Raw genomic sequence first — 23,190 nt, 5'->3', positions numbered from 1 at the left:
TAATGGCTCAACTTGCGATGGTCATGAACCTCGACAAGTGCATCGGCTGCCACACCTGCTCGGTCACCTGCAAGCAGGCCTGGACCAACCGTGGCGGTACGGAGTACGTCTGGTTCAACAATGTGGAAACCCGTCCGGGACAGGGTTATCCGCGTCAGTACGAGGACCAGGAGAAGTGGAAGGGTGGCTGGACGCTCAACAAGCGCGGCAAGCTGACCCTGAAGTCGGGTTCGCGTTTCAAGCGCCTGATGAACATCTTCGCCAACCCCGACCTGCCCACGGTCGCCGACTACTACGAGCCGTGGAGCTACGACTACGACAACCTGCTGTCGTCGCCGCCCATGGACACCACCCCGGTCGCGCGGCCCAAGTCGCTGATCACCGGTGAGGACACCAAGGTCACCTGGGGCGCGAACTGGGACGACGACCTGGGTTCGGGTCCCGAGCAGGTCGGCAAAGACCCCATGCTCGGCAAGCTCGAGACCAAGGTGAAACTGGAGTTCGAAGAGACCTTCATGTTCTACCTGCCGCGCATCTGCGAGCACTGCCTCAACCCCTCCTGCGCCGCGTCGTGCCCTTCGGGTGCGATCTACAAGCGCGAGGAAGACGGCATCGTGCTCGTCGACCAGGACAAATGCCGTGGTTGGCGGCAGTGCATCACCGGCTGCCCGTACAAGAAGATCTACTTCAACCACAAGACGGGCAAAGCGGAGAAATGTACTTTCTGCTACCCGCGAGTGGAAGTCGGCATTCCGACCGTGTGCTCGGAAACCTGTGTCGGGCGGCTGCGCTACATCGGCGTGATGCTCTACGACGCCGACGCGGTGCTCGAAGCGGCTCAGGTCACCGATCCGCAGGATCTGTACACCTCCCAGCTCGGCGTGTTCCTCAACCCGCACGACCCGCGGGTGATCGCCGAGGCCGAGAAGGCCGGGATCTCCCCGGAATGGATTCAGGCCGCCCAGGATTCGCCGGTCTACAAGCTGATCGTCGACTACCAGCTGGCGCTGCCGCTGCACCCGGAATACCGCACGATGCCGATGGTTTGGTACGTGCCGCCGCTGTCGCCGGTGGTGGACGTGCTCACCGAGACCGGCCACGACGGCGAGGACGCGCGCAACCTGTTCGGCGCCATCGACGCGTTGCGCATCCCGATCGAGTACCTGGCCGAGCTCTTCACGGCCGGTGAGATCGGCCCGGTGCGCTCGTCGCTGCAACGACTGGCCGGGATGCGAGCGTTCATGCGTTCGGTGAACCTCGGTGAGGAACCCGAGGCCGATATCGCGCCGTCGATCGGCCTCGAGCCCGAGGAGATCGAAGCCATGTACCGGCTGCTCGCCATCGCCAAGTACGAGCACCGGTATGTGATCCCGATGGGCGCCACCTCCAAAGCGCACGAACTGGATTCGCTGGCCACCGGATGCAGTCTCGACACCGACGGCGGGCCCGGCATGACCGCGTTCGACCAGGTCGTCGAGAAGTTCTCGCTCTCGGACACCAATCAGGCCGCGCCCGAGGAGAAGTCGGGCCGGATCAACCTGCTCAACTGGGACGGGCGAAGCACCAGTGGCCTCCTGCCGAGCGCGAACGGCAAGACAACAGGCAACGGGGAGACCGGCAACGGCGCCGGTAACGGCAACGGCAGCAACGGCGCTGCCGTCACCGACACTCCGGTGAGCGGTGTCGCGCCATGAGTCTGCTGTCGATTCGTAAACGGCCCCAACCGGTTACCGAGATGGCCGAGCACGACCGCCTGGTCGTGTGGCGGCTGGCCGCGTTCCTGCTCGACTACCCCGGCGAGCAGACCCTGGCCATGCTCGACCAATTGTCCCAAGCCGCAGCGCGATTGCCCGACGAGGTGCAGGCGCACTTCGCCGAGCTCTTCACCTACCTGCGTGACACCCCGGCGATCGAGGTGGCGCAGAGCTACGTCGAAACCTTCGACATGCGCCGGCGCGCCAGCCTGCACCTGACGTTCTACGCCTTCGGCGACACCCGCAAACGCGGGATGGCGCTGCTGCGGTTCAAGCACGCCTACCGCCAGGCGGGGGTGGAACTCGGCGACGAGGAACTGCCCGACCACCTGCCGGTGCTGCTGGAATTCGCCGCCACCATCGACCCGATCGGCGGCGAACGCCTGCTCGGCGAGCACGTGCCGGTGATGGAGCTGCTGCGACTGTCGCTGGGCGACAACAACTCTCCCTACAGCGGCGTCCTCGGCGCGGTCCTCACCACCTTGCCCCCGGTGACCACCGCCGACCGCAGGCGCATCGCCGAACTCGCCGCCCAGGGTCCGCCCGAGGAAGAGGTCGGCCTCGAACCGTACGCCATGGACCCCGCCCTCTTCGAAGCCACGGAAGGCCGCCGATGAACGCCACCATTCCGCTCCCCGAAGGCCTGTGGCTGATCCTGCCCTACATCGCGGCGACTTCCTTTGTGCTGGGCCATGTCTGGCGCTATCGCTTCGATCAGTTCGGCTGGACCACCCGTTCCTCGCAGATCTACGAGTCCAAGCTGCTGCAACTGGGCAGCCCGCTGTTCCACTTCGGCATGCTCGGGGTGTTCTTCGGTCACGTGATGGGTCTGCTGATCCCTGAGTCCTGGACCTCGGCGATCGGCATCTCCGAGCACGCCTATCACATCGTCGCGGTCGGCGCGGGTTCCGTCGCCGGGCTCATGGTCGTGCTCGGCGTTGCCATCCTGTGCTACCGCCGGATCGCCATCCCCGCCGTGCGCAAGAACACCAGCCGCAACGACATCATGATGTACACGCTGCTGACCTTGGCCCTGGTCACCGGCCTGCTCAACACCTGGGGTTCCAACCTGCTCTGGGGCACCTACAACTACCGCACCACCGTCTCCCCCTGGTTCCGCAGCCTGTTCTCGATCAACCCAGAACCGGGTCTGATGGTCGGCGTCCCCTGGACCTTCCAGCTCCACGGACTGGTCGTCCTGGTTCTCGTAGCAGCTTGGCCCTACACCCGGCTGGTCCACATGTTCAGCGCCCCCATCGGCTACATGACCCGGCCCTACATCGTGTATCGCCGCAAGGAAGTGGACACCAAGGACAAGACCCGCTTCGCGAAGGCCTGGGACGCCCCGGTCACGCCCGACCGCTGGTAGTTCGCGGTGGGCGGCACGATCGCCCGTTTCACCGGCCCGCCTGCCACGCAGGCGGGCCGACGTCGTTTCAGCCCACTCAGCGAGAGATCCCCATCACCGCACCGAATACGTACCCCGCACCACCTAGCCCCCTGGACGGTTGATCACCAGGCCCTCAGGGAGGTATCGCGCGAGAGGCGAAAACCACCAGGGCCTGGTGATCACCTGTCCGACTGGTGATCCCGGTCAGCGAGGGCTTTTCGGGTTGTGGCGAACCAGGATTGGGTGTTGACCAGTCCGTTTTCGTTGTCTTTGCGGCCGCCGGTGAAACCGAAGAGGTCGGCGGCGTAGCGGCTCAGGACGGTGCTCTCGTTCTCTTCGAGGTCGGCGAGGACGTCGGCGTCGTCCAGCACATAGGCGACCACGGCGACCTGGCCTGCGGGCCACTCGGCGCGGTAGTTCGCCCAGCCGTCGGCGCGCACGGCGCGGGCCTTGGCGAGCAGGTCCTCGCGGAGGGCGGCACGGTCGGCGTCGGTGGGCTGACGTGGTTTGCCCCAGGTGATCCGTTTCGCGTCCGACATGTCGAGTCCTCTCGCTGATGTGCGGGTGTTCGGGCGGCGACCAGATTCGGGTCGAACACCACTCGGTCCTCAGGTGAGGGTCGCAGATCGAGGCGGGCCGGTCGCGCACCGGGCTCCGCGTGCGCGACGGGTCGGTACCGAGACCCCGACCGCGAGCAGGTTCGGCTGCGTCGCGACCAGGTCGACGGGCTGTACTCGGCCTACTCGGCGCGCAGGAAATCCCCCACTCGTTCGATGCCGAGTGCCGGATCGGCCTGACCCTCGCCGAAGACATAACGCCCGTTGACGAAGACCGCGGTGACGGTCTCGTCGTTGCGGTTGACCATGCGCGAGAGATTGCCGAAGACAGCGATCGGATCCTCGGCGTAGGCGTCGAGGGTGTCGTCGAGGTGGGCGGGGTCGATCACGACGGCGTCGGCGCGATCGCCCACGCGCAGGTGGCCGGTGTCCAGGCCGTACCAGTCGGCCAGTTCGCCGGTGAGGCGGTGTACCGCGTGCTCGACTGTCATGAACGGCTTGTCGCTGGTCGCGGCGTCGTTGACCCGGCGAAGCAGACGCAGGCCGAAGTTGTAGAAGGCCATATTGCGCAGGTGGGCGCCCGCGTCGGAGAAGCCGAGCTGGACCGACGGGTCGGCGGCCAAGACGTCGGCCACCTCGGGGCGGTGGTTGGAAATGGTTGTGCGCCAGCGCAATTTGTCGCCGTGCTCGACGACGAGATCGAGGAACGCGTCGACCGGGTGCAGGCCGCCGCGGTCGACACCCACCTCACCGAAGGTCTTGCCGATGACGGCCTCGTCGGGGCAGTCCACGATATCGGCGTCGAAGAAGTCACGGTGCCACGCGCGGGGGCCGTACTTGTTGTCGTAGTCCTTGCGGAACGAGCGACGGTACTCCTCGTCCTGCATGAGGTGACGCTGCTGGTCGAGGTGATCGGACAGGTGCAAAGCGGCAGCGCCGGAACCGAATTCCTCGAACACCGGCAGCGAGATGCCGTCGGAGTACACCTCGAACGGCACCGGCAGATGCTGCCAGCGGAAGTTGCCGTCGAGCCCGTTGATGATCTTGCCGACGGCGGGGAACATCGTGGACGCGCCGGGCACGGCCTTCACGTCGGCCGCCGACAGCAGGCTCACCTTGAGCGGATCGCGCCACAGGCCGATGCTCGACACCGCCATCGACACCAGGCTCTTGGGATTGGTGATGTCGGGCCCGCCCTGCAACGCGCGACCACGCTTGCGCAGGATCGTGTTGAGCTTGTGGCGTTCCTTGCCCTTGGCATACGTCGACGGCAGCGTCCGCGAACGGCAGGTCTCCCCATCGAGCTTGTCGAAAAGCAGCTGCTGCGAAGACATTCCGACGAATCCGGCATCGAGTGCGTCGACGAGCAAGCGCTCGATCTCGGCCAGCTCCGCCTTGGACGGCCGCACTTGCTTGCGGGTGGAGCGGTCGAGCCCCATCACCGCCGCACGGATATCGGAGTGGCCGATGAAGCCGGCCAGGTTGGGGCCCAGCGGCAACTGCTCGAGCGCGTCGATGTATTCGCTTGCGGTACTCCAGGTCTGAACGTCGTTCATCGCGCCGACCACGTATTGTCGCGGGATGGCCTCGACCCGGCCGAACAGGTCGCCCGCGGTCTCACCGTCGACGTGCACGGTCGAGAGCGAACACGAACCGAGCAGCACGGTGGTGACGCCGTGGCGCACCGACTCCGACAGCGACGGGTCGAGCAGGACCTCCACGTCGTAGTGGGTGTGGATGTCGATCATGCCGGGCATGACCCATTTGCCGGTCGCGTCGACGACTCGGGCGCAGCCGGTTTCGTCGAGTGGGGTCTGCGAGATCTCGGCGACCTTGCCGTCGGTGATACCGAGGTGTCGAACCGCGGACGGGGCGCCGGTGCCGTCGAAGAACCGGCCACCTTTGATGATGCTGTCGAACATTTCTGACCCCTTTAGATCGCGAGCTCGCGCCTGGCGACTTTACCGGTCGCGTTGCGCGCCAGCGCGTCCGAAGTGATCCGCCAGCGGGCGGGCACCTTGAAATAGGCGAGGCGTTCGGCGACGAAGGCGCGCAGTTCCTCCGGGTCCACCGTGCCCGGTTCGGCGACGATGATGGCCGCCACTTCCTGGCCGAGATCGGGATGACTCACACCGAACACCGCGCAATCGAGGACGGCCGGGTGTTCGGCGAGCACGTTCTCGACCTCGGTGGGGTAAACATTCTCGCCGCCGCGCAGGATCAGGTCGGTCCGGCGGCCCGACACGGTCAGCCTGCCCTGGTTCAGCGTGCCGAAATCACCTGAGCGCAGCCATCTTCGGTCGTCGATCGCGGCCTCGGTCGCCGCGTCGTCGTTCCAGTAGCCGAGCATCACATAGGGGCTGCGGATGCAGATCTCACCCTCTTCACCGTCGCCGACCGCGTTACCCTCCGGGTCGCGGATCTCCACCGCGACCCCGATGATCGCCCGGCCGACCGAGGCGTCGTCCGCGGCCAGGTCGAGCGGGGTGGCGACGGTCGCCGCGGTGCCGCTCTCGGTGAGCCCGTAGCTGGTGGTCAGCGCGAATTGCAGGGCCGGGATCTTCGCCCGCAGGCTGGCGAGCAACGCGGGCGAGGACGGCGCGGAGTTCAGCGAGAGCGCGGTGAGCGAGGACAGATCATGGTGGGCCACATCATGTTCCAGCAGGCGCGAGGCCATGGTCGGCACCGCGGCCCAGTTGGTGACCCGCTCGCGCTCGACCAGGCTCAGTACCCGGCCGATGTCGAAGCCGCCGTGCGGGAACACCGCTGCCGCACCGGTCCGCAGCCGCGGGATGACGAGGTTGTGCAGGCTGGCGATGTGGAACAGCGGCGCGGTGACCAGGTACCGGCGCTCACTCGGTGCGTCGCCGGGCTCCTGACCCATGAACGCGGCGAGCATGGCGTCGGTGAAACGGTGGTAGTCGCTGATCGCCACCATGTTTCGCTGCGAATGGACAACGCCCTTGGGCCTGCCGCTGGTACCGCTGGTGTAGAGGATGACGGCCGGATCGTCTTCGCCGACCGGTGTGCTGGGGATCGCGCCGCCACCGAACTCGGCGATCAGGGCGGGCAGATCCTCGTCCATGGTCACGATGGGCAGCTCGGTTCCCGCCTCGGCCAGCAGCGCGGCCCTTTTCGCGTCCGCGATGACCACGGCCGGCGTGGTGTGCTCCAGCCCGTAGGCGATCTCCCGAGGTGCCCACCAGGCGTTGTAACCGACCGGGATCGCGCCAAGGCACTGCGCGGCCCAGAACGCGATCACCCAGTCCGGGCCGTTGGCGGCGAGGATGCCGACGCGATCACCCTTGCCGATGCCGTACCTGGCGGCGAGCGCGGTGGCCAGCGCGCCCGCGGCCGCGGCGTGCTCGGCGAAGGAGATCCGGCGGTCTTCGGTGACGAGGTAGTCGCGCTCGCCCCATTTCAGGGAGTGCTCGAGCAGTTCACGCAAGCTGGCACAGCGCTGCGCGAAAACCGGAATCGGCACGCCGAGAACGGGTTCGACGGTCATCTCGAACGGTGCGCCGGGGGCGGTGAGGCCCGCGGCGACCTTGGCTACGAATTCCTGCGGGTCTACAGCGTTGGTCATGTTCTTGTTCTCCATCAGGGAATGCGGATCGCGCCGGAGGGTGCCCGGGGTCATCGGGCGCCTCCTACCGCGTCGAACGTGGCCTTCAGATAGCTGTCACACCGATCGGACCCGATCAGACCGGTGGCCATCCGATTCATGGTGTAGGCGAAGGTGATTCGACGATCCAGGTCGTTGACCACCATCGAGCCGCCGTACCCGGCCCACCAGCACACCCGCCCGGCCGGAATATGCGGGAAGGTCTGCGGCCGTGGCAGCCCGTAACCGATACCGAAGCGCAGCGGGGCGAGCAATGCCAGGTCGATGCCGTCGGCCTGCTCGCGGAAGATCAGCTCGATCGTCGCGGGTGAGAGGAACCGCCTGCCGCTCAGCTCGCCGCCGTTGGCGATCAGCGACTGGACGCGCGCCACCGAACGCGCGTTGCCGTGCCCGTTGGTGCCGCCGATCTCGGCCGCGCGCCAGGCAGGCGTTGCGGTGTCGGAGACCTCCAGCCAGGGACTGGTGAGCGTCTTGATCAGCACGCTGTCCTGGTCGAGGGTCGACAGGTCGAAATCCGCCATCTCCGGCGGGATCAGAGTGGCGATCCGGTCGGCGTGCTCGGGGCCGGTACCGATATGGAAATCCGCGCCCAAGGGCCCGGCCAGCTCGTCGGCGAAGAACCGGCCGAGCGAGCGACCGGTGATGCGGCGCACCAGTTCCCCGATGAGATGGCCGTAGTTGATGGCGTGGTAGCCCGAGGCGGTGCCCGGCTGCCACCACGGCGCCTGCCTCGCCAGCCGGGCGGCGGCGGCATCGGTGTCGTAGATGTCGGACAGCTCGATCGGCTTGTCCCAGCCAGAGACACCCGAGGTGTGCGAGAGCAGGTGGCGGACTTCGATGTCGGCCTTGCCGTTCGCCGCGAATTCGGGCCAGTAGTGGGCGACACGCTGGTCGACGTCGAGTTCGCCCCGGTCGACCAGCAGCAGCGCGCACAGCGCGGTCATCGTCTTGGTGACCGAGAAGACGTTGACCAGGGTGTCGGCGCCCCAGGGCGCCGTGTGCTCAGGATCGGCGTAACCACCCCACAGGTCGAGCACCGGATCGCCGCCGACGGTGACGCACAGGGCGGCACCGAGTTCGGCGCCGGAGGCGAGGTGTTCATCGAATGCCGCACGCACCCCGGCGAATTCGTCGCGGCAAAAGCCCGAAGAGGTGCTCATCGCGCCACCTCGGCGGTGACCCGAGCGGGCACCGGCAGTGCATTGCCCGCGGCAGCGGCACGTTTCGCCCCGCGCTCCATCTCCTTGGTCATCGAGCGCACGTACGGCTCGAATTCGGTCTGGATGGTGTGCCGGGGCGAATCATAGTAGCGCCCAATACGTTTGGCTTCCTGCGCTCTGAGCACCTCGTCGATCTGCGCGCGCGGGGGCAGGTGATAGCGGCCGGTCAGATAGGCGGCGACCAGCTTGCTCTGCTGTTCGGCGAAGTTCACCAGCGTCGGCATCGGCTGGGCGAGACCGAGATAGAACAGGTTGTCCACACCGGGCTTCATCATCATCTGGAACAGCGGGAGCCGATTGGCCGCGTCGGGCACCAGCTCGGCGTCGGTGAAGAACGGGAAGCTGATGTGGTAGCCGGTCGCGCAGACGATCACGTCGACCTGCTCGCTGCTGCCGTCGGCGAAATACACAGTGTCGCCTGACAATCGGGTGATCGCGGGCTTGCACTCCACATCGCCGCAACCTGCCCGGTGCAGGAATTCCTCACTCGCCGACGGATGCGCCTCGAAGGGCTCGTGATCGGGCGTCGGCAGACCGTAGGTCGACATCTCGCCGCGGTTCTTGCGCACGAAGCGCTGCTTGAGCGCGAGCGCGATCTTGTCGGGAATCCACGCGGGCATCGAAGCCCGGTCGCCCACTCGGCCGTTCACGTATTTGGGCAGCACCCACACGCCCCGGCGGGCGGACACGAACAGCTTCGCGGCGAGGAAGCGCTGAGAGAGTTCCGAGGCGATGTCGAGGCCCGAGTTGCCCATGCCGACCACCACGATCCGTTTGCCGCGCATGTCGATCGGGTCGAACGGGTCGTTGTAGGCGTGGCTGTGCATGAGCACGCCGTCGAATTCGCCTGGATAGTCCGGGAATCGGGGATTCCAGTGGTGGCCGTTGCAGACGATCAGCGCGTCGTAGACCTCGGTCTCACCCGTCGCTGTCCTCACCCGCCACAGACCCACGTCGTCGCGCTCGGCGGCGGTGACCAGGCTGTTGAACCGGATCCGATCGCGCAGCCCGAAGTGGTCGGCATAGTCCTTGAAGTACTGCAGCAATTGGGAATGGTGCGGGAAGTGCGGCCAATCCACCGGCGCCGGAAAGTCCTCGAATTGCAGGCGGTATTTCGAGGTGTCGATATGCAGGCTCTGATAGCACGCCGACATGCCATTGGGGTTCTTGAAGTACCAGTTGCCACCGACCTCGTCGGATGCCTCGTAGCAGTCGAACGGAATTCCGTTCTCGGCCAGCCTTTTGGCGGCGGTGATACCCGAAGGTCCGGCGCCGACGACGCAGACCTTGGGTAATTGACGTGAATCCATGCACAACTCCTGAGCGGCCTCGGCCACCTGCGACCATGCCGAGTGACGTGGACCACAGAATAGCGGCTCGCTGGACATCATGTCTAGTGAATGGGCGGATCGTCTAAGCTAGGCCGATGACGACCGAACCCGCCCGTCGTGGCTCGTTACGCGAGGAACAGAAGCGCCTGACGAAGGCCAGGATCGTCGAGACCGCGCGCAGCTTGTTCGAGACACAGGGCTACTCCGATGTTCGTGTCGACGACATCGTCGCCGCCGTCGGCTGCAGCCGGGCCACCTTCTACCTGCACTTCGCGAGCAAGGGCGAGGTGCTGCGGGCGATCGCCCAGGAAGGCACGCTGACCAGCGTCCGGGAGTTCTACGCCGATCTGGACCGGGTGCTCACCACCGGCTCTCGTGCCGCGATGCAGGAGTGGATGACCCGCGCGATCTACTGGTTCCTCACCAACAGAGACATGCTCCCGGCCTGGGACGAGGCCACCGCGCTCGAGCCGGAGTTCCGCGCGCTGGCGCGCGAGGGGATCATGACGCTGGCCGACAGCATGCCCGCCTACCTCGCGCGCTGGCCCGAACAGCGCCGCGACGAGGCCAGGCTGCGGATCGAACTACTGGTCGCCCAGCTCGAACGGTTCTTCACCCGATGGGCCATGCAGGGCACCATCGAGGTCACTACCGAGAAGGCCGCCACCGTCCTCACCGATGTCTGGTTCCCCGCGTTGCAGGCGCCGGACTGAGCTCAGAGCAGGCCGAGCACGCGGGCCTGGGCGATCGCCTCGGCACGAGCGTTGACGGCGAGTTTCTGATAGATGCCGCGCAGGTGCGTCTTGACGGTGTTCACCGAGACGCCCAGGTCGGCGGCGATATTGCCGGCCGTCATGCCGGAGGGAAGTTGACGAAGCACAATCAGTTCGGTGTGGGTAAGTTGCGGGGCGCCCGCGGTGGCGCCACGGTCGGCGCGGATCCGGTCGACGAGGGCCGCGTGCTGCCCGAAGTGCGCGCCGATCCGGGCGAGCAGTTCGGCGGCCGCGGGCACGTCGAGGAACGGACGGGTCAGCTGTTCGGTAGCCGCGTGCGCGAGCGCCTGTTCGCAGGCGTCGTCGACCTTGCGGGGACGTTCGAGGCTGTCGGCGGCGACCGCGACCAGCAGCCACGCCGCGACCAGCGATCGCGACGACAACCGCGAGGCCGCGAGCAGCGGTTCCAGCAATGCCAGCACGACAGCGGGGCGATGGACGTAAAGAGCCAGCCCCGCTTCGGCGACAGCCAGGTCCGGGGTCGGGCCGAGCACCCGGGTCGCGTGGTCGATCAACTGCTGCGCGTCTGCCCGTGCTTGTACGCGCAGCAGCAGCCACAGCACATCGGTGACCAGCTCGCCGGTGCCGTGCACCGTGGGAGATTCGTCGAGCAGGCGATGGAGCTGCTTGCTCAGCGTGACCGCGGCGGCCGAGCGATCCGCGGCGTCGGCGAACATCAGCACCCCGGTCATGATCGCTGCCTGACGCACCGGCGCGGGTACCACGGTCTCGTCGGCCGCGACAAAAGGCAGGCTCGGCAGCGGCCGCTCGAAATCCACGCCCTGCTGGTAGGCGCCGTAGGCAGCGAGCACCCTGGCCGCGCAGGCATCGGCCGAACCGGCCAGTTCGTAGCGTCGCGCGCACTCGATCGCCTGGTCCGCCAGCGCGCGTAGCTCGCCGATCCGGCCCGCGATCCCGGCCGCCACGGCCGTCGCGGTTCTCGCGCGGACCGCGACGCGACCCAGACCGGCCTGCTCGGAGTGCACGATCGCGTAGCGCACAGACGCCGCGCCACTGTCGATCTCGCCGCCGTAGATCTCGGCGATCCCGCAGTGCAGCGCGGTGTAGCAGTCGAGGTCGGGCTGTCCGGTCGCCGGCGGCAACGGCCAGCGCATCGAGGACGAATCACCCACCAGGACAGCGACTCCCGCACTCACAGCATGATCGAGGGCGGCCACCCACTCGGCCGGCACCACCGGCGCCGCCGATTCGGGGCCGACGTGCGCGGCCTCGAGATAGACCTCGGCGGCGGCGATATCGCCCGACTCCACCGCGACCGCCGCGCGCAGCAGGCGAACGAAAGTGTCGTGCTCGGCGAAGTTCTCGACGGCGGCGAGCAGAGTGTGGCCCGTACCCTCCAGAACCATGCGCAGTCCCCAGTCGCGCAGGAAGGGCACCAGACCGGGCGCACCCGGCTCGGCCGCGATGTGCTCGAGCGCTGGTCCCGGCATCGCGGCCGCGATGAACCAGGCCGCCACCCGGCGATGACAGCCGGGCAGGCGATCGGGCCTGGTGTACGCCGCCTCGGCGAGCAGGTAGGCCCGCAGGAGCGGGTGGTAGGTGTGCCAGAGCTCGCCCGCGTGGGCGACGGTGTGCAAGGGGAAGTTGGCGCGCAGCAGTTCGTCGAGGATGCGGGCGGCGTCGTCACCGACCAGATCTTCGGCCATCGGCAGGCAGAATCGCGTGGGAACCGCTGTGGCGAGCAAGAATTCGAGCGTGGGGGCCGGTAGCGAGGCGAGCAGTTCGGCGACCAGGAAGTCGGCGACCGCGTGCGAGGGGCGGGCCAGTGCGGTGAGGGCGGTGTCGCGGTCGGTCCCGTCGGCCGACAGGCAGATCGCCGCGATGCGGACCAGTGCGGCCCAGCCACGGGTCAGGTTCTGGACCACGGCGAGCTCGGCGTCGTCGAGCCGGCAGCCGTGCTGGGCGAGCAGTTGGGCGACCCGGTCCGGGGAGAGTGCGAGTTCGGGCGAGCCGATCCGGGTGAGCCTGCCCGCCAGGTCGAGGGTGTGCCAGCGCAGCGGCGGGTCGAAGCGGCTCGCGATCAACGCGGTGACCTGGTCCGGCAGGTGGGTGAGCAGGTATTCGAGGCCTGCGAGCTGCAGTGGGTCGGTGAGCAGGTGGGCGTTGTCGATCACCAGCACTGTCGGCTCGACATCGACCAGAGCGGCGATGAGGTCCGCGGCGCGATCCACCGGCGTGTGCAGCACGCCGGTCGGCACGAAGTCCGGCGTGGGATCGAGGGTTCGGGCGATCTCGGCCAGCAGGTCGGTGCCGCGTTGTTCGGCGACGGTCAGCCACGCGACGCGTGCCGAGCACCTGCGGCGCACCCAGTCGACCAGTACGACGGTCTTGCCGCTGCCCGCCGGTCCGCACAGCAGCACTGTGTGCCCGGTGGCGGCCTGTGCCCGATCCAAGCGCGCGAATGCCTCGTTGCAGCGAACCGGCGCGAAAGACAGCTCAGGGCGACCGGCGCACGGACCGGCCACAGCTACTACGGAGCCGCCACCGTGACAGTCACGAGAACCCGACGACGAAGCCATATTCACCCTCCTGAACACGACATTTACCGCACGGCGGCCGACCTCCGCCGAGATCGACGGTAGGCGAAACGGCGGCTGTCCGGTTGCTGGCGAGGTGAAGTAGGGGCGCTCGTTATCAGATCGAGCTCGACTCGTCGGCGAACGCTCAGTCGGGCAACCGGGACATGCTCAGCAGCGTGAGGCCGAGGGTGTCGATGCGGGCCATCACCCCGCGCATGGCCGTGCTGTCGGCGACGAGGCCGAAGAGGGTGGTCGTCCCGGTGGGCGAATGCGAGCTGGGGCGCAGCTCGGGAAAAGCCGCGAGGACACGCTCGGACAGCTCGCCCTCGATGACGAACTGATAGCGCAGCGGACCCGACGTCGACATGATTCCAGTGTCGCGGCCGGTTGCCGCGGTTGCCTCATCCGCTCCGGGTGAATTCGCTTGTCACCTGCGACGCAACCGGTCCCCACATTTTAAACATTGTTATTTCAGTTTTCGGGACACGGGCCGGATCCGCTGGCTAATGTCGCGCTCATCATCAGCGCGAACAGGAGAACATCATGAAGATCTACCATGCGCGGCGTGCCGGTTTCGGACTTACGGCCTTCACCGCAGTGGCCGCGGCGGCCGTGCTGGCAGCACCGCAGGCATCGGCGCTCGTGCAGGGGATCGCGGTGAGCGGCAGCACCCACTATGTCGATACCGCCTACACCGTCACCGCCGATGTCACGGCCACCTCGTTCCTGTTCAAGGTGACCTTCACCGACAACGGCACCCAGATCGGCGAGCCGGTCTCGGTGTCGAACGGCAAGGCCACCATCACCTGGACGCCGAAGACCACCGGCGCGCACGAGATCAAGGCGGTGCAGGAGCTGATCAGCTCCAAGACCGTCACCGTCACCGTCGCGCCGAAGCCGACCACGCCCGGTGGTGGGAGTACCGGTTCCGCTGACCTGGGTGGGCTGCTGTCGGGCTCGGCCGGCTAGCCCACCCGCACGCCACGGCCGCCGCGAACCTCTCCCCGCGGCGGCCGTTGCGCGTTCAGGCCTGGTCGTAGGCGTGTTGCAGGGCGGCGATGTCGAGCTTGGACATCGAGCGCAGCGCCGTGCCGACGGCGATGACGCGGTCGGCCTCACCACCCATGAGCTTGGGCAGCACTGCCGGGACGACCTGCCAGGACACCCCGAACCGGTCGGTGACCCAGCCGCACGGGCCGGGGGTTCCGCCGCCCTGTGACAGCGCGTCCCAGAGGCTGTCGATCTCGTCCTGGGTATCCACGATCACCTGCAGCGACGCGGCATCGCTGTGCGGGTGACCGGGGCCGCCGTTCATCAAGGTGACGGTCTGACCGTCGAGGTCGAGGGTGATGATGAACGCCGAGCCGTCACCCTGGCGGGTGACCTCGACGATGCGCGAGTTCGGGACGGTCGCGGCATAGAGTTCGGCCGCTGCTTCGGCGTCGGCATCGAACCAGAGGAAAGTATTGACGGACATGATGTGCTCCTTCGGGTAAGTGGCTTGCTTCACCCACTGGTCGGAGCCGATCACTTCCCTTCGACACATCCACCGAACTTTTATTTTCGCGGCAAAGTCGCGGCGAACCGCACCCCGCGTTCGACCCATTCCCGCAGGTCGATGTCGTCGTCGACCGCTTCGGGGGCCACCAGCAGCCAGCCGTTGAGCTCGCGCCCGCCCATCACCATCGGTGTGATCGCCGACCCGTCGAGCAAGGCATCGCCTTCGGCGCGGTCGACCCGCACCAGCAGCCCACCCTTCCCGCTGGCGGCCACGGCCATATTGCCGCCGATCAGGAAGGCGAGGCCGCCGAACATCTTCTTCTCGGCGAGGTCGGGCCGGGGGTAGACGATCTCCCGGATCCGCTCGGCGAGTTCCTCGTCGTATGCCATGGACCCAGTGTGCGCCGAGCCACCGACAAGAAGCCTCAGACGCCGCGAGCGGCGGCGACGACCTGAGTCAGCGCCTCCACTGAGCCAGAGAACTGCTGGAATAGACCTCGTTACCGGCCGAGAAGGTCGCGCGGCACAGCGGGATCGGGTCGGCGGAGTCGATGCGCCGGTACAGGGTTCGCCGGCTCGGCGTTTCCCCGAGGGTCTATCGCGCGAACTTCGACTACGGCGTGATCGGCGGATAGCCGGGGTAGGGCTGGTAGCCCGGTGGCGTCCGCGGCGCGAAGTAGGGACCGGACCGGCCGTTCCACAACAGGATCACCGCGGCCAGCCCGATAGCCAGCGTGACCGTGCTGAACACCAGCGCAATACCGACGGTCGAGGTGACGAACGCCATCACCGTGCCGAAGACATAGAACAGCGCGTTGAGCCCGAAGAACACCGTCCCCGTGATCCGCCCCCAGTTCTTGCCCGCCCGGCAGACCAAGGCCATCCACACCCACAGCCCCGCCGTCACCAGCGAACTCACGACGGCCCCACCGACACTCGCGTACACGAGAAGGTCGAGGCTGTCCCCCCGCAACATCCCACCCGAGGCGTCGAGCGCATCGCTACGAGCTTCGTCGAGCATGGTGAGCGAGTAGGCCATGCTGAGCAGCGTGACCACCGCGCCGGCCAGCATCACGAAGAACGCGATCTGCACACTCTGCGGCAGCACCCGCGGCGAAGAATCCACCGGCGGATAAACCCCTGGCGGCACCGAATACGGATGCCCCGGCCCATACGGCCGCGGCGCCTGCGCAAACACCGGAACCGGCCCCTGCGGAACCGGCGCATAGCCCTGCGGATTCACTGGATTCACAGTCCCCCGCGATGCCGCCTCATCCGGATACGCCGTCAACCCGTCATCCTGCGACGGATACCCCTGACCTGCGGACGAATCTGACACCGAACTCCCCTTCATTCGAAACACACAACCCTAACCCGCAAGCCCCCACGATCCCCGCTGTCACATCGCACCACCCCGCCCACCTTCAACAACCCAGCCTCACCGCACACCCAATACAGCACGCCCACACACCAGCCACACAACCCACGCCCAAGTCCAGGCCCACCGGACAACCAGCCACACAACCCACGCCCAAATCCAGGCCCACCGGACAACCAGCCACACAACCCACGCCCAAATCCAGGCCCACCGGACAACCAGCCACACCCCACCACCAAGCTCCGCCGCCCTACCGCACTCCCAACCACACCCCACCACCAAGCTCCGCCGCCCTACCGCACTCCCAACCACACCGTCCACCCCAAGACCGCCATGACCGCACTCCCCACCCCGCACCCGCGACCCCTGGGGAGCGGCGGCCACGAAGTGGCCGGTCCGCGGCCGGGCCGCCGGTTAGCGCTCGAAAGCGCTGAGCCGAAGGCTCTAGTCTCGAGCGCTAACCGGCGGCCCTCAGGGCCGCGGACACGCGCGCGCCAGCGCGCCAATAAACACAGCGTCAAACCTGCCTGGGACTACCAAACCCCGTCATCAGCGAACGCTAACCAGCTCCCGAGCAGCACTCCGATACCGATCAACAATCAACCGAACAACCCCGGGATGCACACCGATCGGCTCAGCCACCCCATCAGCGCCGGCATCATGCAACCGTTGATGAAAAAGACCGTGCGCCAACAGATAGGAAGCGATGAACACCCGCGATGCACCGGAATCACGAAGCGAGGCAACAACTTCGGGCACCCGAGGCGTCCCGGTCGCCACGTAGGCGATCTTCACCGGCGCACCCAGTTGCTCGGCGAGCATCCCCGCGGCCCGCCGAACATCCTGTCGCGCACGCGAATCCGAAGAACCGGCGGCCGCGAAGACAACCGCGTCACCGGGCTGCCACCCGGCAGCCCGCAACCGCACCGCCATGATCCTGGTCAACGCCGGATCCGGCCCCATCGCCGCCGTCACCGCGACCGCGCAATGTCCGCTCTCGGCGACTTCACGCGGAACGTCTTGATACACGTGATAACCCGAAGCGAGAAACGCCGGAACCACCACGGCGGGCCCGTCGAGATCGCGCAGAACCTCCGAAGGCGAGGGCCCGAGCACGTCGACGAAAGCGGTCCGCAGCGCGGTATTCGGCGCCGAGGACACCGCGACGCCGAGCTCGGCGGCCACCGCATCGGCAAGCGCGGCGATCATTTCCACCCCGCGCGCACTGCGAGTCCCGTGCGCGACCAGCACCAGAGCCGGATCACCCGGCTGCGCGGCGCTCACCACACCCCGATCGCTTGGGCGGGCCGGGGCGACCGAGCGGGCGTCCCGATCCCCGCGGCGTGCGGTGGCGCGACAGCCGCCCGTGCGGGAGGAGTATCGGAGCAGTCGGCCGCGTCCAATGCCAGCCGGTACCCACGCTTGACCACGGTCTGAATCGCCTTGGGAGTACCGAGACCAGCCCGCAGGCGCGCGATCGCGGTCTCCACAGCATGCGTGTCGTCGCCGCCACCCGGCAGCGCGGCCAGCAGGTCCTCACGCGAAACCACCCGACCGGGCTGACGAGCCAGCGAGCGCATCAACGCCATCGGAGCGGGCGCCAGCTGACGCACCTCACCGTCGACGACCACGCAGCCACCACGCACGCTGATCAGATGACCGGCCGCGTAGATCCGGCTGGCGCGGCGCGGAAGTTCTTCTGCCACATGGCGAGCCAGCGCACCCAACCTGGCCCGGCCCGGCATCGTCGTCGACACGCCGAGTTCTTCCAGCGGAGCCGCGGTGATCGGGCCGACACAGGCGGCGAGCACCCGGCCACGGAACGCGTGCAGCACCGACTCCAAGAGCCCGGTTTCCTTGGCGCGCATCAACATCGACGCCACGGCGGGCGCGCTGGTGAAGGTGACGCAGTCCAGGTTGCCGGAGATGATCGCATCGATCATGGTGTCCATCGGCCCACGATCGGCCGGCGGTTCCCACCGGTACACCGGCACCGGAACCACGTCGGCACCCGCGCAGCGCAGCACCTCGCAGAAGTCGGGAACCGGCTCCCATTCGGTGGTCGCGCCGTGCAGCTGCACCGCGATGCGGACGCCTTCGACACCCTCGGCGAGCAGATGATCGAGCACCTCGGCCGAAGACTCCGAGGCAGGCGACCATTCCTCACGCAGTTCGGCCGCGCGGATCGCGCCCTTGGCCTTGGGGCCGCGGGCCAGCATCCGGGTCGAGGCGAGGGTGTCGCGCAGGACCTCGGCCAGACCCCAGCCCTCGGCCGCTTCCATCCAGCCGCGGAAACCGATGCCGGTGGTGGCGACGGTGATCTGCGGCGGATCGGCGATCAGCAGTTCGGTGACACGTTCGAGTTCGGTGTCATCGGCCAGCGGAATGATGCGGATGGCAGGGGCGGACGTGACGGTCGCACCCCGACGGGTGAGCAGAGTACTGAATTCCTCCGCGCGGCGAGCCGCGGTGACGCCGATCGTGAAGCCTGCAAGGCAAGGGCCAGTGTCGGTGGGAGAGGTCATGGGGTCTGCACCGGCTCGTTGGAGACGGCGACGACGCCGCCGTCGAGTTGGACCGCGTACACCGGCAGGGACTGGGACTCGTCGTCGAGACAGCGGCCGTCGATCAACGAGAATGCCTGCTTGAGCAGCGGTGACGCGACGACGGGAACACCGCCGCGATCACCGATGATGCCGCGCGACATCACCGCGGCCCGGCCGAACGGGTCGATATTGCCGACGGCGGCGAGCGTGCCGTCGGTGAGTAGGAACAGAGCCGCCTGACGGCCGCCCTTGAGCAGGACAGCAACGCCGCGCCCCGGGATCAGGAAATCGAGCCGGCAAGCCTGGGTCCAGGTCGCGGTCTCAGTGGTGATGGTGGCTGTGTCGATCACGGTCATCGGTTCCTCCTCCGAACGCCTTACCTATTGGTACAGGCGCCCTGTTTCCGCAGCGTTAAGTGCTTATTTCCCGGCCGGTGCTGTGTCCGAACCAACACCGACGGGCATGCCGGGAAGACCGAGGAGCACTGGCACCTTGCGTTCTCCGCTGTCGTCGAACGAAATCGTCGGGTCGGCTTCGTCAGGGGCGTTGACGAAGGAGACGAAGCGCGAGAGCTTGTTCTCGTCCTCGAGCACGGCCGCCCACTCGTCCTTGTAGCCCTCGACGTGCTTGGCCATGGCGGCCTCGAGGTCGCCGGCGATGCCGAGGCTGTCGTCACAGACGACGGCCTTGAGGTAGTCGAAGCCGCCTTCGAGGGCCTCCTGCCACGGCGCGGTGCGCTGCAGGCGGTCGGCGGTGCGGATGTAGAACATCAGGTAGCGGTCGATGTAGGAGATCAGTGTCTCGTCGTCGAGCTCACCGGCGAGCAGGACGGCGTGCTTGGGTGTCAACCCACCGTTGCCACCGACGTAGAGGTTCCACCCGTGCTCGGTGGCGATCACTCCGACGTCCTTGCCGCGTGCCTCGGCGCACTCGCGGGCGCACCCGGACACGGCCAGCTTGATCTTATGCGGCGAACGCAAACCGCGGTAGCGCTTCTCCAGCAGCACCGCCATGCCGACCGAGTCCTGCTGGCCGTAGCGGCACCAGGTGGACCCGACGCAGCTCTTCACGGTGCGCAGCGACTTGCCGTAGGCGTGGCCGGACTCCATGCCGACGTCGACCAGGCGCTTCCAGATCAGCGGCAGCTGCTCCACGCGGGCGCCGAACAGGTCGATGCGCTGACCACCGGTGACCTTGACGTAGAGACCGAACTCCTTGGCGACCTCGCCGATCACGATCAGCTGGTCGGCGGTGACCTCACCACCGGGCATCCGCGGGACGACCGAGTAGGTGCCGTTCTTCTGCAGGTTGGCCAGGAAGTGGTCGTTGGTGTCCTGCAGCGCGGCCTGCTCGCCCTCGAGGATGTGCTCGCTCGAGGTCGAGGCCAGGATCGAGGCGACGGTCGGCTTGCAGATATCGCAGCCCGAGCCCTTGCCGTGCTTGGCGATCAGTTCGGAGAAGGTACGGATGCCGGTGACGGCGACCACGTCGTACAGCTCGGCACGCGACTGGGTGAAGTGCTCACACAGCGACTTCGACACTGCCACGCCGGACTGTTCCAGCAGCTTCTTGATCATCGGCACACAGCCACCGCAGGAGGTACCCGCGTTGGTGCAGCTCTTGACGGCCGGGATGTCGCAGGCACCCTCGGCGATCGCGCCGCAGATGTCGCCCTTGCTGACGTTGTTGCACGAGCAGATCTGGGCGTCGTCGGGCAGCGCGTCGGCACCGAGCTCGGCGCCGGCCGGGGAGATCAGCGCGGCGGCGTCGGCGGGCAGCGGGCGCCCGACCAGCGGGCGAAGGGCCGCGTACTGGCTGGCGTCGCCGACCAGGATGCCGCCGAGCAGGGTCTGGGCGTCATCGGAGACGACCAGCTTGGCGTAGGTGCCCTTGGCCGCGTCGTGCAGCACGACCTCGAGGGCGCCTTCGGTGGTGCCGTGCGCGTCACCGAAGGACGCCACGTCGACGCCCATCAGCTTCAGCTTGGTGGACATATCGGCACCGGGGAACTCGCCCGCGCCGCCGAGCAGGCGGTCGGCGACGATCTCGGCGGTGGTGTAACCGGGCGCGACCAGGCCGTAGCAAACGCCCTCGATCGCGGCGCACTCACCGATCGCGTAGACGTTGGGGTCGGAGGTCTGCAGGCTCACATTGGTCAGGACGCCGCCGCGCGCGCCGATGTCGAGGCCCGCTTCCTTAGCCAGCGCGTCGTGCGGGCGGATACCGGCGGAGAACACGACCAGCGAGGCGTGGATCTCGGACTCGTCGGACAGGTGCAGGGTGACGTTGTTGGCGCCCTCCTCCTCGATCGAGACGATCGAGGCGGTGCCAACCCCGGTGTGCACATTGAGACCGATGTCGGAGACCAGCTTCTCCAGGATCGCGCCACCACCGGCGTCGACCTGGGCGGGCATCAGCCGGGGAGCGAACTCGACAACGTGCGGGGTCATCCCCATCAGGCGCAGCGCGTTGGCCGCTTCCAGACCGAGCAGACCACCACCGACGACCACACCGTGCGCGCCAGGACCGGCGGCTTCGGCGGCGGCACGGATGCCGTCAAGGTCCTCGATCGTGCGGTAGACGAAGCACTCGGGCAGGTCGTGGCCGGGCACCGGCGGCACGAACGGGTAGGAACCGGTGGCCAGGACCAGCGCGTCGTAGGCGATTACCTCGCCGTTGGAGCTGGTGACGGTCTTGGCTTCGCGGTCGATGGACTCACCGCGCTGGCCGAGCCGCAGGTCGACCAGCTCGTCGCCGTGGTACATGTTGCCGGGCAGCGCCAGGTCATCGGCGTTCCAGCTACCGACGTAGTAGGACAGGCCGACCCGGTCGTAGGCGGGCAGCTTCTCCTCCGACAGGATGATGACCTGCCATTGGCCTGCCTCGTCGCGCGAGCGAAGGGCTTCGACGAAGCGGTGTCCGACCATGCCGTGGCCGACCACGACCACTGTCTTGCGAGTGCTGCTGTTCATGAGAGTGACCTCCTTGGTAGTGGTCGGTTGTCAGCGAGCCGACACGTTTGACGACGACCCGGCGGCCGACGAAGCGTTGGTTTCGGCCTCGAGGACCAGGGACTCGGCCTCGACCACGACAGCGGCGTCGGAGGAAAGGCGCGGACGGCGCAGGAACACCGTCCAGGTAACTGCGGCGCAGAGCACGTAGAAGGCCAGGAAGACGCAGAACGCGGTGGTGGCCGATGCGGTGCTGGCGTAGGAGCTGCGCAACACCATGTTGATGCCGACGCCGCCCAGCGCACCGATCGCGCCGACGAAGCCGATCAGGGCGCCGGAGGTGTTCTGCGACCAGGCCGCTTGCTCGACCGGCGAGACCGGCAGGCTCTTGGACTTGGCCTCGAACACCGACGGGATGATCTTGGTGACGGCACCGTTGCCGAAACCGGACAGGACGAACAGGGCGATGAAGCCCGCGACCAGCAGGGTCATGGTGGCACCGGTGGCGATGCCGTTGTTGCGGTCGGCCATCGACGAGGCGGTGACCACGATCAGCGCGGCGGCCATCATGGCGCCGAAGGTGGCGATGGTGACCTTGCTGCCACCGATCCGGTCGGCCATCTTGCCGCCGTAGGGACGGGCCAGCGAACCGAGCAGCGGGCCGATGAAGGCGATCGACGCGGCGTGCACGGCGGCCTGGGCGGCGGTGTCGCCACCGGCCTTGAAGCTGATCTGCAGGATCTGGGCGAAGGCGAAGCTGTAGCCGATGAACGAACCGAAGGTGCCGATGTAGAGGAAGGCGATCGCCCAGGACTGCGGCACCCGAAGGGCCTTGACCATGTAGGACAGGTCGGCCTTCTGGTTGGTCAGGTTGTCCATGTAGAACGCGGCGCCCACGGCGGTGACACCGACCAGGACGAGGTAGACGGCACAGATCACCGTGGCGTAGTCGCCGCCGAGGGTGACCAGCACCAGCAGGCCGAGCAGCTGGATCACCGGGACACCGATGTTGCCGCCACCGGCGTTCATGCCCAGCGCCCAGCCCTTGAGTCGCTGCGGGTAGAAGGCGTTGATGTTGGTCATCGACGACGCGAAGTTGCCGCCACCTACGCCGGCGAACGCGGCCACGATCAGGAACGTGGTGTAGGAAGTGCCGGGCTGGTTGACGAAGTACAGCGTCAGCAGCAACGGGATGAGCAGCAGGCACGCGGAGAAGATCGTCCAGTTACGGCCGCCGAAGCGGGCGGTGGCGACGGTGTAGGGGATGCGAAGGAACGCGCCGACCAGCGTGGGCATGGCGACCAGGAAGAACTTGCCCGCCGCGTCGATGCCGTACTTGTCGGTGGGCATGAACAGCACCATCACCGACCAGATCGACCACACCGAGAATCCGATGTGCTCGGCGATCACCGACCAGATCAGGTTGCGCTTGGCGACATCCTTGCCACCGGCTTCCCAGGCCGCGACATCCTCGGCATCCCAGTTGTCGATGTCGTGGTTCCGCTTCAGCGTGCTCAAGATTGGGCCTCCCAAAAGTGCGATGGCCCAACGGTAGGAAATGGGTATTGCCGAAATGCTGCGGGAAATGTCGCGCGAATCAACGGTTTCTCACCATCGCCCGATCA

20 protein-coding genes are annotated in these 23,190 nt (G+C 67.3%); 5 read left to right on the top strand and 15 right to left on the bottom strand.

The annotated features are described in order from the left end of the window. The first annotated feature begins 2 nt into the window (after positions 1 to 2). From narH to narI, 3 genes are read left to right on the top strand one after another with little or no spacing between them, the layout of a single operon-like run. Entirely contained in the window at positions 3 to 1,694 is a 1,692-nt protein-coding gene (gene narH / locus ACTWPB_RS13985) for a nitrate reductase subunit beta (protein ID WP_446226064.1), read from the top strand. Beyond that, entirely contained in the window at positions 1,691 to 2,371 is a 681-nt protein-coding gene (gene narJ, locus ACTWPB_RS13980) for a nitrate reductase molybdenum cofactor assembly chaperone (protein WP_446226063.1), read from the top strand. The genes narH and narJ overlap by 4 nt, the downstream gene beginning before the upstream one ends. Continuing rightward, complete coding sequence (narI, locus tag ACTWPB_RS13975; RefSeq protein WP_446226062.1) at positions 2,368 to 3,123, top strand: respiratory nitrate reductase subunit gamma; 756 nt, start codon at positions 2,368 to 2,370, stop codon at positions 3,121 to 3,123. Before narJ ends, narI begins: the two co-directional genes overlap by 4 nt. A 200-nt stretch (positions 3,124 to 3,323) precedes the next feature. Here narI and ACTWPB_RS13970 read toward each other — a convergent pair whose 3' ends face one another. From ACTWPB_RS13970 to ACTWPB_RS13950, 5 genes are all read right to left on the bottom strand, one after another. Then, entirely contained in the window at positions 3,324 to 3,683 is a 360-nt protein-coding gene (locus ACTWPB_RS13970) for a hypothetical protein (RefSeq protein WP_446226061.1), read from the bottom strand. A gap of 200 nt (positions 3,684 to 3,883) precedes the next feature. Beyond that, the gene (locus ACTWPB_RS13965; protein ID WP_446226060.1) at positions 3,884 to 5,623 is read right to left on the bottom strand and encodes an N-acyl-D-amino-acid deacylase family protein; all 1,740 of its coding nucleotides are present in this window, start codon (positions 5,621 to 5,623) and stop codon (positions 3,884 to 3,886) included. Positions 5,624 to 5,634: 11 nt separating this feature from the next. Continuing rightward, a complete protein-coding gene (locus ACTWPB_RS13960) occupies positions 5,635 to 7,287 on the bottom strand; it encodes a class I adenylate-forming enzyme family protein (protein WP_446226341.1) in 1,653 nt (550 codons plus the stop codon). Between the two features lie 50 nt (positions 7,288 to 7,337). Continuing rightward, on the bottom strand, positions 7,338 to 8,486 hold the full coding sequence (locus tag ACTWPB_RS13955; RefSeq protein WP_446226059.1) for a serine hydrolase domain-containing protein: 1,149 nt from the start codon (positions 8,484 to 8,486) through the stop codon (positions 7,338 to 7,340). Further along, positions 8,483 to 9,856: a flavin-containing monooxygenase gene (locus ACTWPB_RS13950; RefSeq protein ID WP_446226058.1), complete on the bottom strand. Its 1,374-nt coding sequence runs from the start codon at positions 9,854 to 9,856 to the stop codon at positions 8,483 to 8,485. Before ACTWPB_RS13950 ends, ACTWPB_RS13955 begins: the two co-directional genes overlap by 4 nt. A gap of 116 nt (positions 9,857 to 9,972) precedes the next feature. Between ACTWPB_RS13950 and ACTWPB_RS13945 the strand changes: the two genes are divergently transcribed. Further along, entirely contained in the window at positions 9,973 to 10,590 is a 618-nt protein-coding gene (locus tag ACTWPB_RS13945) for a TetR/AcrR family transcriptional regulator (protein WP_446226057.1), read from the top strand. 2 nt (positions 10,591 to 10,592) lie between these two features. Here ACTWPB_RS13945 and ACTWPB_RS13940 read toward each other — a convergent pair whose 3' ends face one another. Both ACTWPB_RS13940 and ACTWPB_RS13935 read right to left on the bottom strand, forming a co-directional pair. Beyond that, positions 10,593 to 13,064, bottom strand: coding sequence for a LuxR C-terminal-related transcriptional regulator (locus ACTWPB_RS13940; protein WP_446226056.1), 2,472 nt, complete (start codon positions 13,062 to 13,064; stop codon positions 10,593 to 10,595). A 271-nt stretch (positions 13,065 to 13,335) separates the two neighbouring features. Continuing rightward, positions 13,336 to 13,557 carry a hypothetical protein gene (locus tag ACTWPB_RS13935; protein ID WP_446226055.1) on the bottom strand — a complete coding sequence of 74 codons (222 nt, stop codon included), beginning with the start codon at positions 13,555 to 13,557 and terminating at the stop codon, positions 13,336 to 13,338. A 176-nt stretch (positions 13,558 to 13,733) separates the two neighbouring features. On the opposite strand from ACTWPB_RS13935, the gene ACTWPB_RS13930 reads away from it, so the two are divergent. Next, positions 13,734 to 14,159 (top strand): hypothetical protein, encoded by a 426-nt coding sequence (locus tag ACTWPB_RS13930; protein ID WP_446226054.1) that lies wholly within the window; start codon positions 13,734 to 13,736, stop codon positions 14,157 to 14,159. A gap of 55 nt (positions 14,160 to 14,214) precedes the next feature. On the opposite strand, the gene ACTWPB_RS13925 is transcribed toward ACTWPB_RS13930, so the two are convergent. The 8 genes from ACTWPB_RS13925 to ACTWPB_RS13890 form a co-directional block, all read right to left on the bottom strand. Then, on the bottom strand, positions 14,215 to 14,667 hold the full coding sequence (locus ACTWPB_RS13925) for a VOC family protein (protein WP_446226053.1): 453 nt from the start codon (positions 14,665 to 14,667) through the stop codon (positions 14,215 to 14,217). Positions 14,668 to 14,747: 80 nt separating this feature from the next. Further along, complete coding sequence (locus ACTWPB_RS13920) at positions 14,748 to 15,080, bottom strand: TfoX/Sxy family protein (RefSeq protein ID WP_446226052.1); 333 nt, start codon at positions 15,078 to 15,080, stop codon at positions 14,748 to 14,750. 223 nt (positions 15,081 to 15,303) lie between these two features. After that, a complete protein-coding gene (locus ACTWPB_RS13915) occupies positions 15,304 to 15,816 on the bottom strand; it encodes a hypothetical protein (RefSeq protein WP_446226051.1) in 513 nt (170 codons plus the stop codon). Positions 15,817 to 16,617: 801 nt separating this feature from the next. Continuing rightward, positions 16,618 to 17,352 (bottom strand): sirohydrochlorin chelatase, encoded by a 735-nt coding sequence (locus ACTWPB_RS13910; RefSeq protein WP_446226050.1) that lies wholly within the window; start codon positions 17,350 to 17,352, stop codon positions 16,618 to 16,620. After that, a complete protein-coding gene (locus tag ACTWPB_RS13905) occupies positions 17,349 to 18,593 on the bottom strand; it encodes a uroporphyrinogen-III synthase (protein ID WP_446226049.1) in 1,245 nt (414 codons plus the stop codon). The genes ACTWPB_RS13910 and ACTWPB_RS13905 overlap by 4 nt, the downstream gene beginning before the upstream one ends. Beyond that, positions 18,590 to 18,970, bottom strand: a complete 381-nt coding sequence (gene nirD / locus ACTWPB_RS13900; RefSeq protein ID WP_446226048.1) for a nitrite reductase small subunit NirD — start codon at positions 18,968 to 18,970, stop codon at positions 18,590 to 18,592. The genes ACTWPB_RS13905 and nirD overlap by 4 nt, the downstream gene beginning before the upstream one ends. Positions 18,971 to 19,033: 63 nt before the next feature. Further along, positions 19,034 to 21,586, bottom strand: a complete 2,553-nt coding sequence (nirB, locus tag ACTWPB_RS13895; protein WP_446226047.1) for a nitrite reductase large subunit NirB — start codon at positions 21,584 to 21,586, stop codon at positions 19,034 to 19,036. Between the two features lie 30 nt (positions 21,587 to 21,616). Further along, entirely contained in the window at positions 21,617 to 23,086 is a 1,470-nt protein-coding gene (locus ACTWPB_RS13890) for a nitrate/nitrite transporter (protein ID WP_446226340.1), read from the bottom strand. Positions 23,087 to 23,190 lie beyond the last annotated feature (104 nt).

This window comes from Nocardia sp. IBHARD005 (genome assembly GCF_052814245.1).
This window is presented reverse-complemented; position numbering and strand designations above follow the sequence as displayed.

Coding starts and splice junctions, on each gene's coding strand:
- narH (WP_446226064.1), top strand. CDS start 3: ATGGCTCAACTTGCGATGGTCATGAACCTCGACAAGTGCATCGGCTGC.
- narJ (WP_446226063.1), top strand. CDS start 1,691: ATGAGTCTGCTGTCGATTCGTAAACGGCCCCAACCGGTTACCGAGATG.
- narI (WP_446226062.1), top strand. CDS start 2,368: ATGAACGCCACCATTCCGCTCCCCGAAGGCCTGTGGCTGATCCTGCCC.
- ACTWPB_RS13970 (WP_446226061.1), bottom strand. CDS start 3,683: ATGTCGGACGCGAAACGGATCACCTGGGGCAAACCACGTCAGCCCACC.
- ACTWPB_RS13965 (WP_446226060.1), bottom strand. CDS start 5,623: ATGTTCGACAGCATCATCAAAGGTGGCCGGTTCTTCGACGGCACCGGC.
- ACTWPB_RS13960 (WP_446226341.1), bottom strand. CDS start 7,287: ATGACCAACGCTGTAGACCCGCAGGAATTCGTAGCCAAGGTCGCCGCG.
- ACTWPB_RS13955 (WP_446226059.1), bottom strand. CDS start 8,486: ATGAGCACCTCTTCGGGCTTTTGCCGCGACGAATTCGCCGGGGTGCGT.
- ACTWPB_RS13950 (WP_446226058.1), bottom strand. CDS start 9,856: ATGGATTCACGTCAATTACCCAAGGTCTGCGTCGTCGGCGCCGGACCT.
- ACTWPB_RS13945 (WP_446226057.1), top strand. CDS start 9,973: ATGACGACCGAACCCGCCCGTCGTGGCTCGTTACGCGAGGAACAGAAG.
- ACTWPB_RS13935 (WP_446226055.1), bottom strand. CDS start 13,557: ATGTCGACGTCGGGTCCGCTGCGCTATCAGTTCGTCATCGAGGGCGAG.
- ACTWPB_RS13930 (WP_446226054.1), top strand. CDS start 13,734: ATGAAGATCTACCATGCGCGGCGTGCCGGTTTCGGACTTACGGCCTTC.
- ACTWPB_RS13925 (WP_446226053.1), bottom strand. CDS start 14,667: ATGTCCGTCAATACTTTCCTCTGGTTCGATGCCGACGCCGAAGCAGCG.
- ACTWPB_RS13920 (WP_446226052.1), bottom strand. CDS start 15,080: ATGGCATACGACGAGGAACTCGCCGAGCGGATCCGGGAGATCGTCTAC.
- ACTWPB_RS13905 (WP_446226049.1), bottom strand. CDS start 18,593: ATGACCTCTCCCACCGACACTGGCCCTTGCCTTGCAGGCTTCACGATC.
- nirD (WP_446226048.1), bottom strand. CDS start 18,970: ATGACCGTGATCGACACAGCCACCATCACCACTGAGACCGCGACCTGG.
- nirB (WP_446226047.1), bottom strand. CDS start 21,586: ATGAACAGCAGCACTCGCAAGACAGTGGTCGTGGTCGGCCACGGCATG.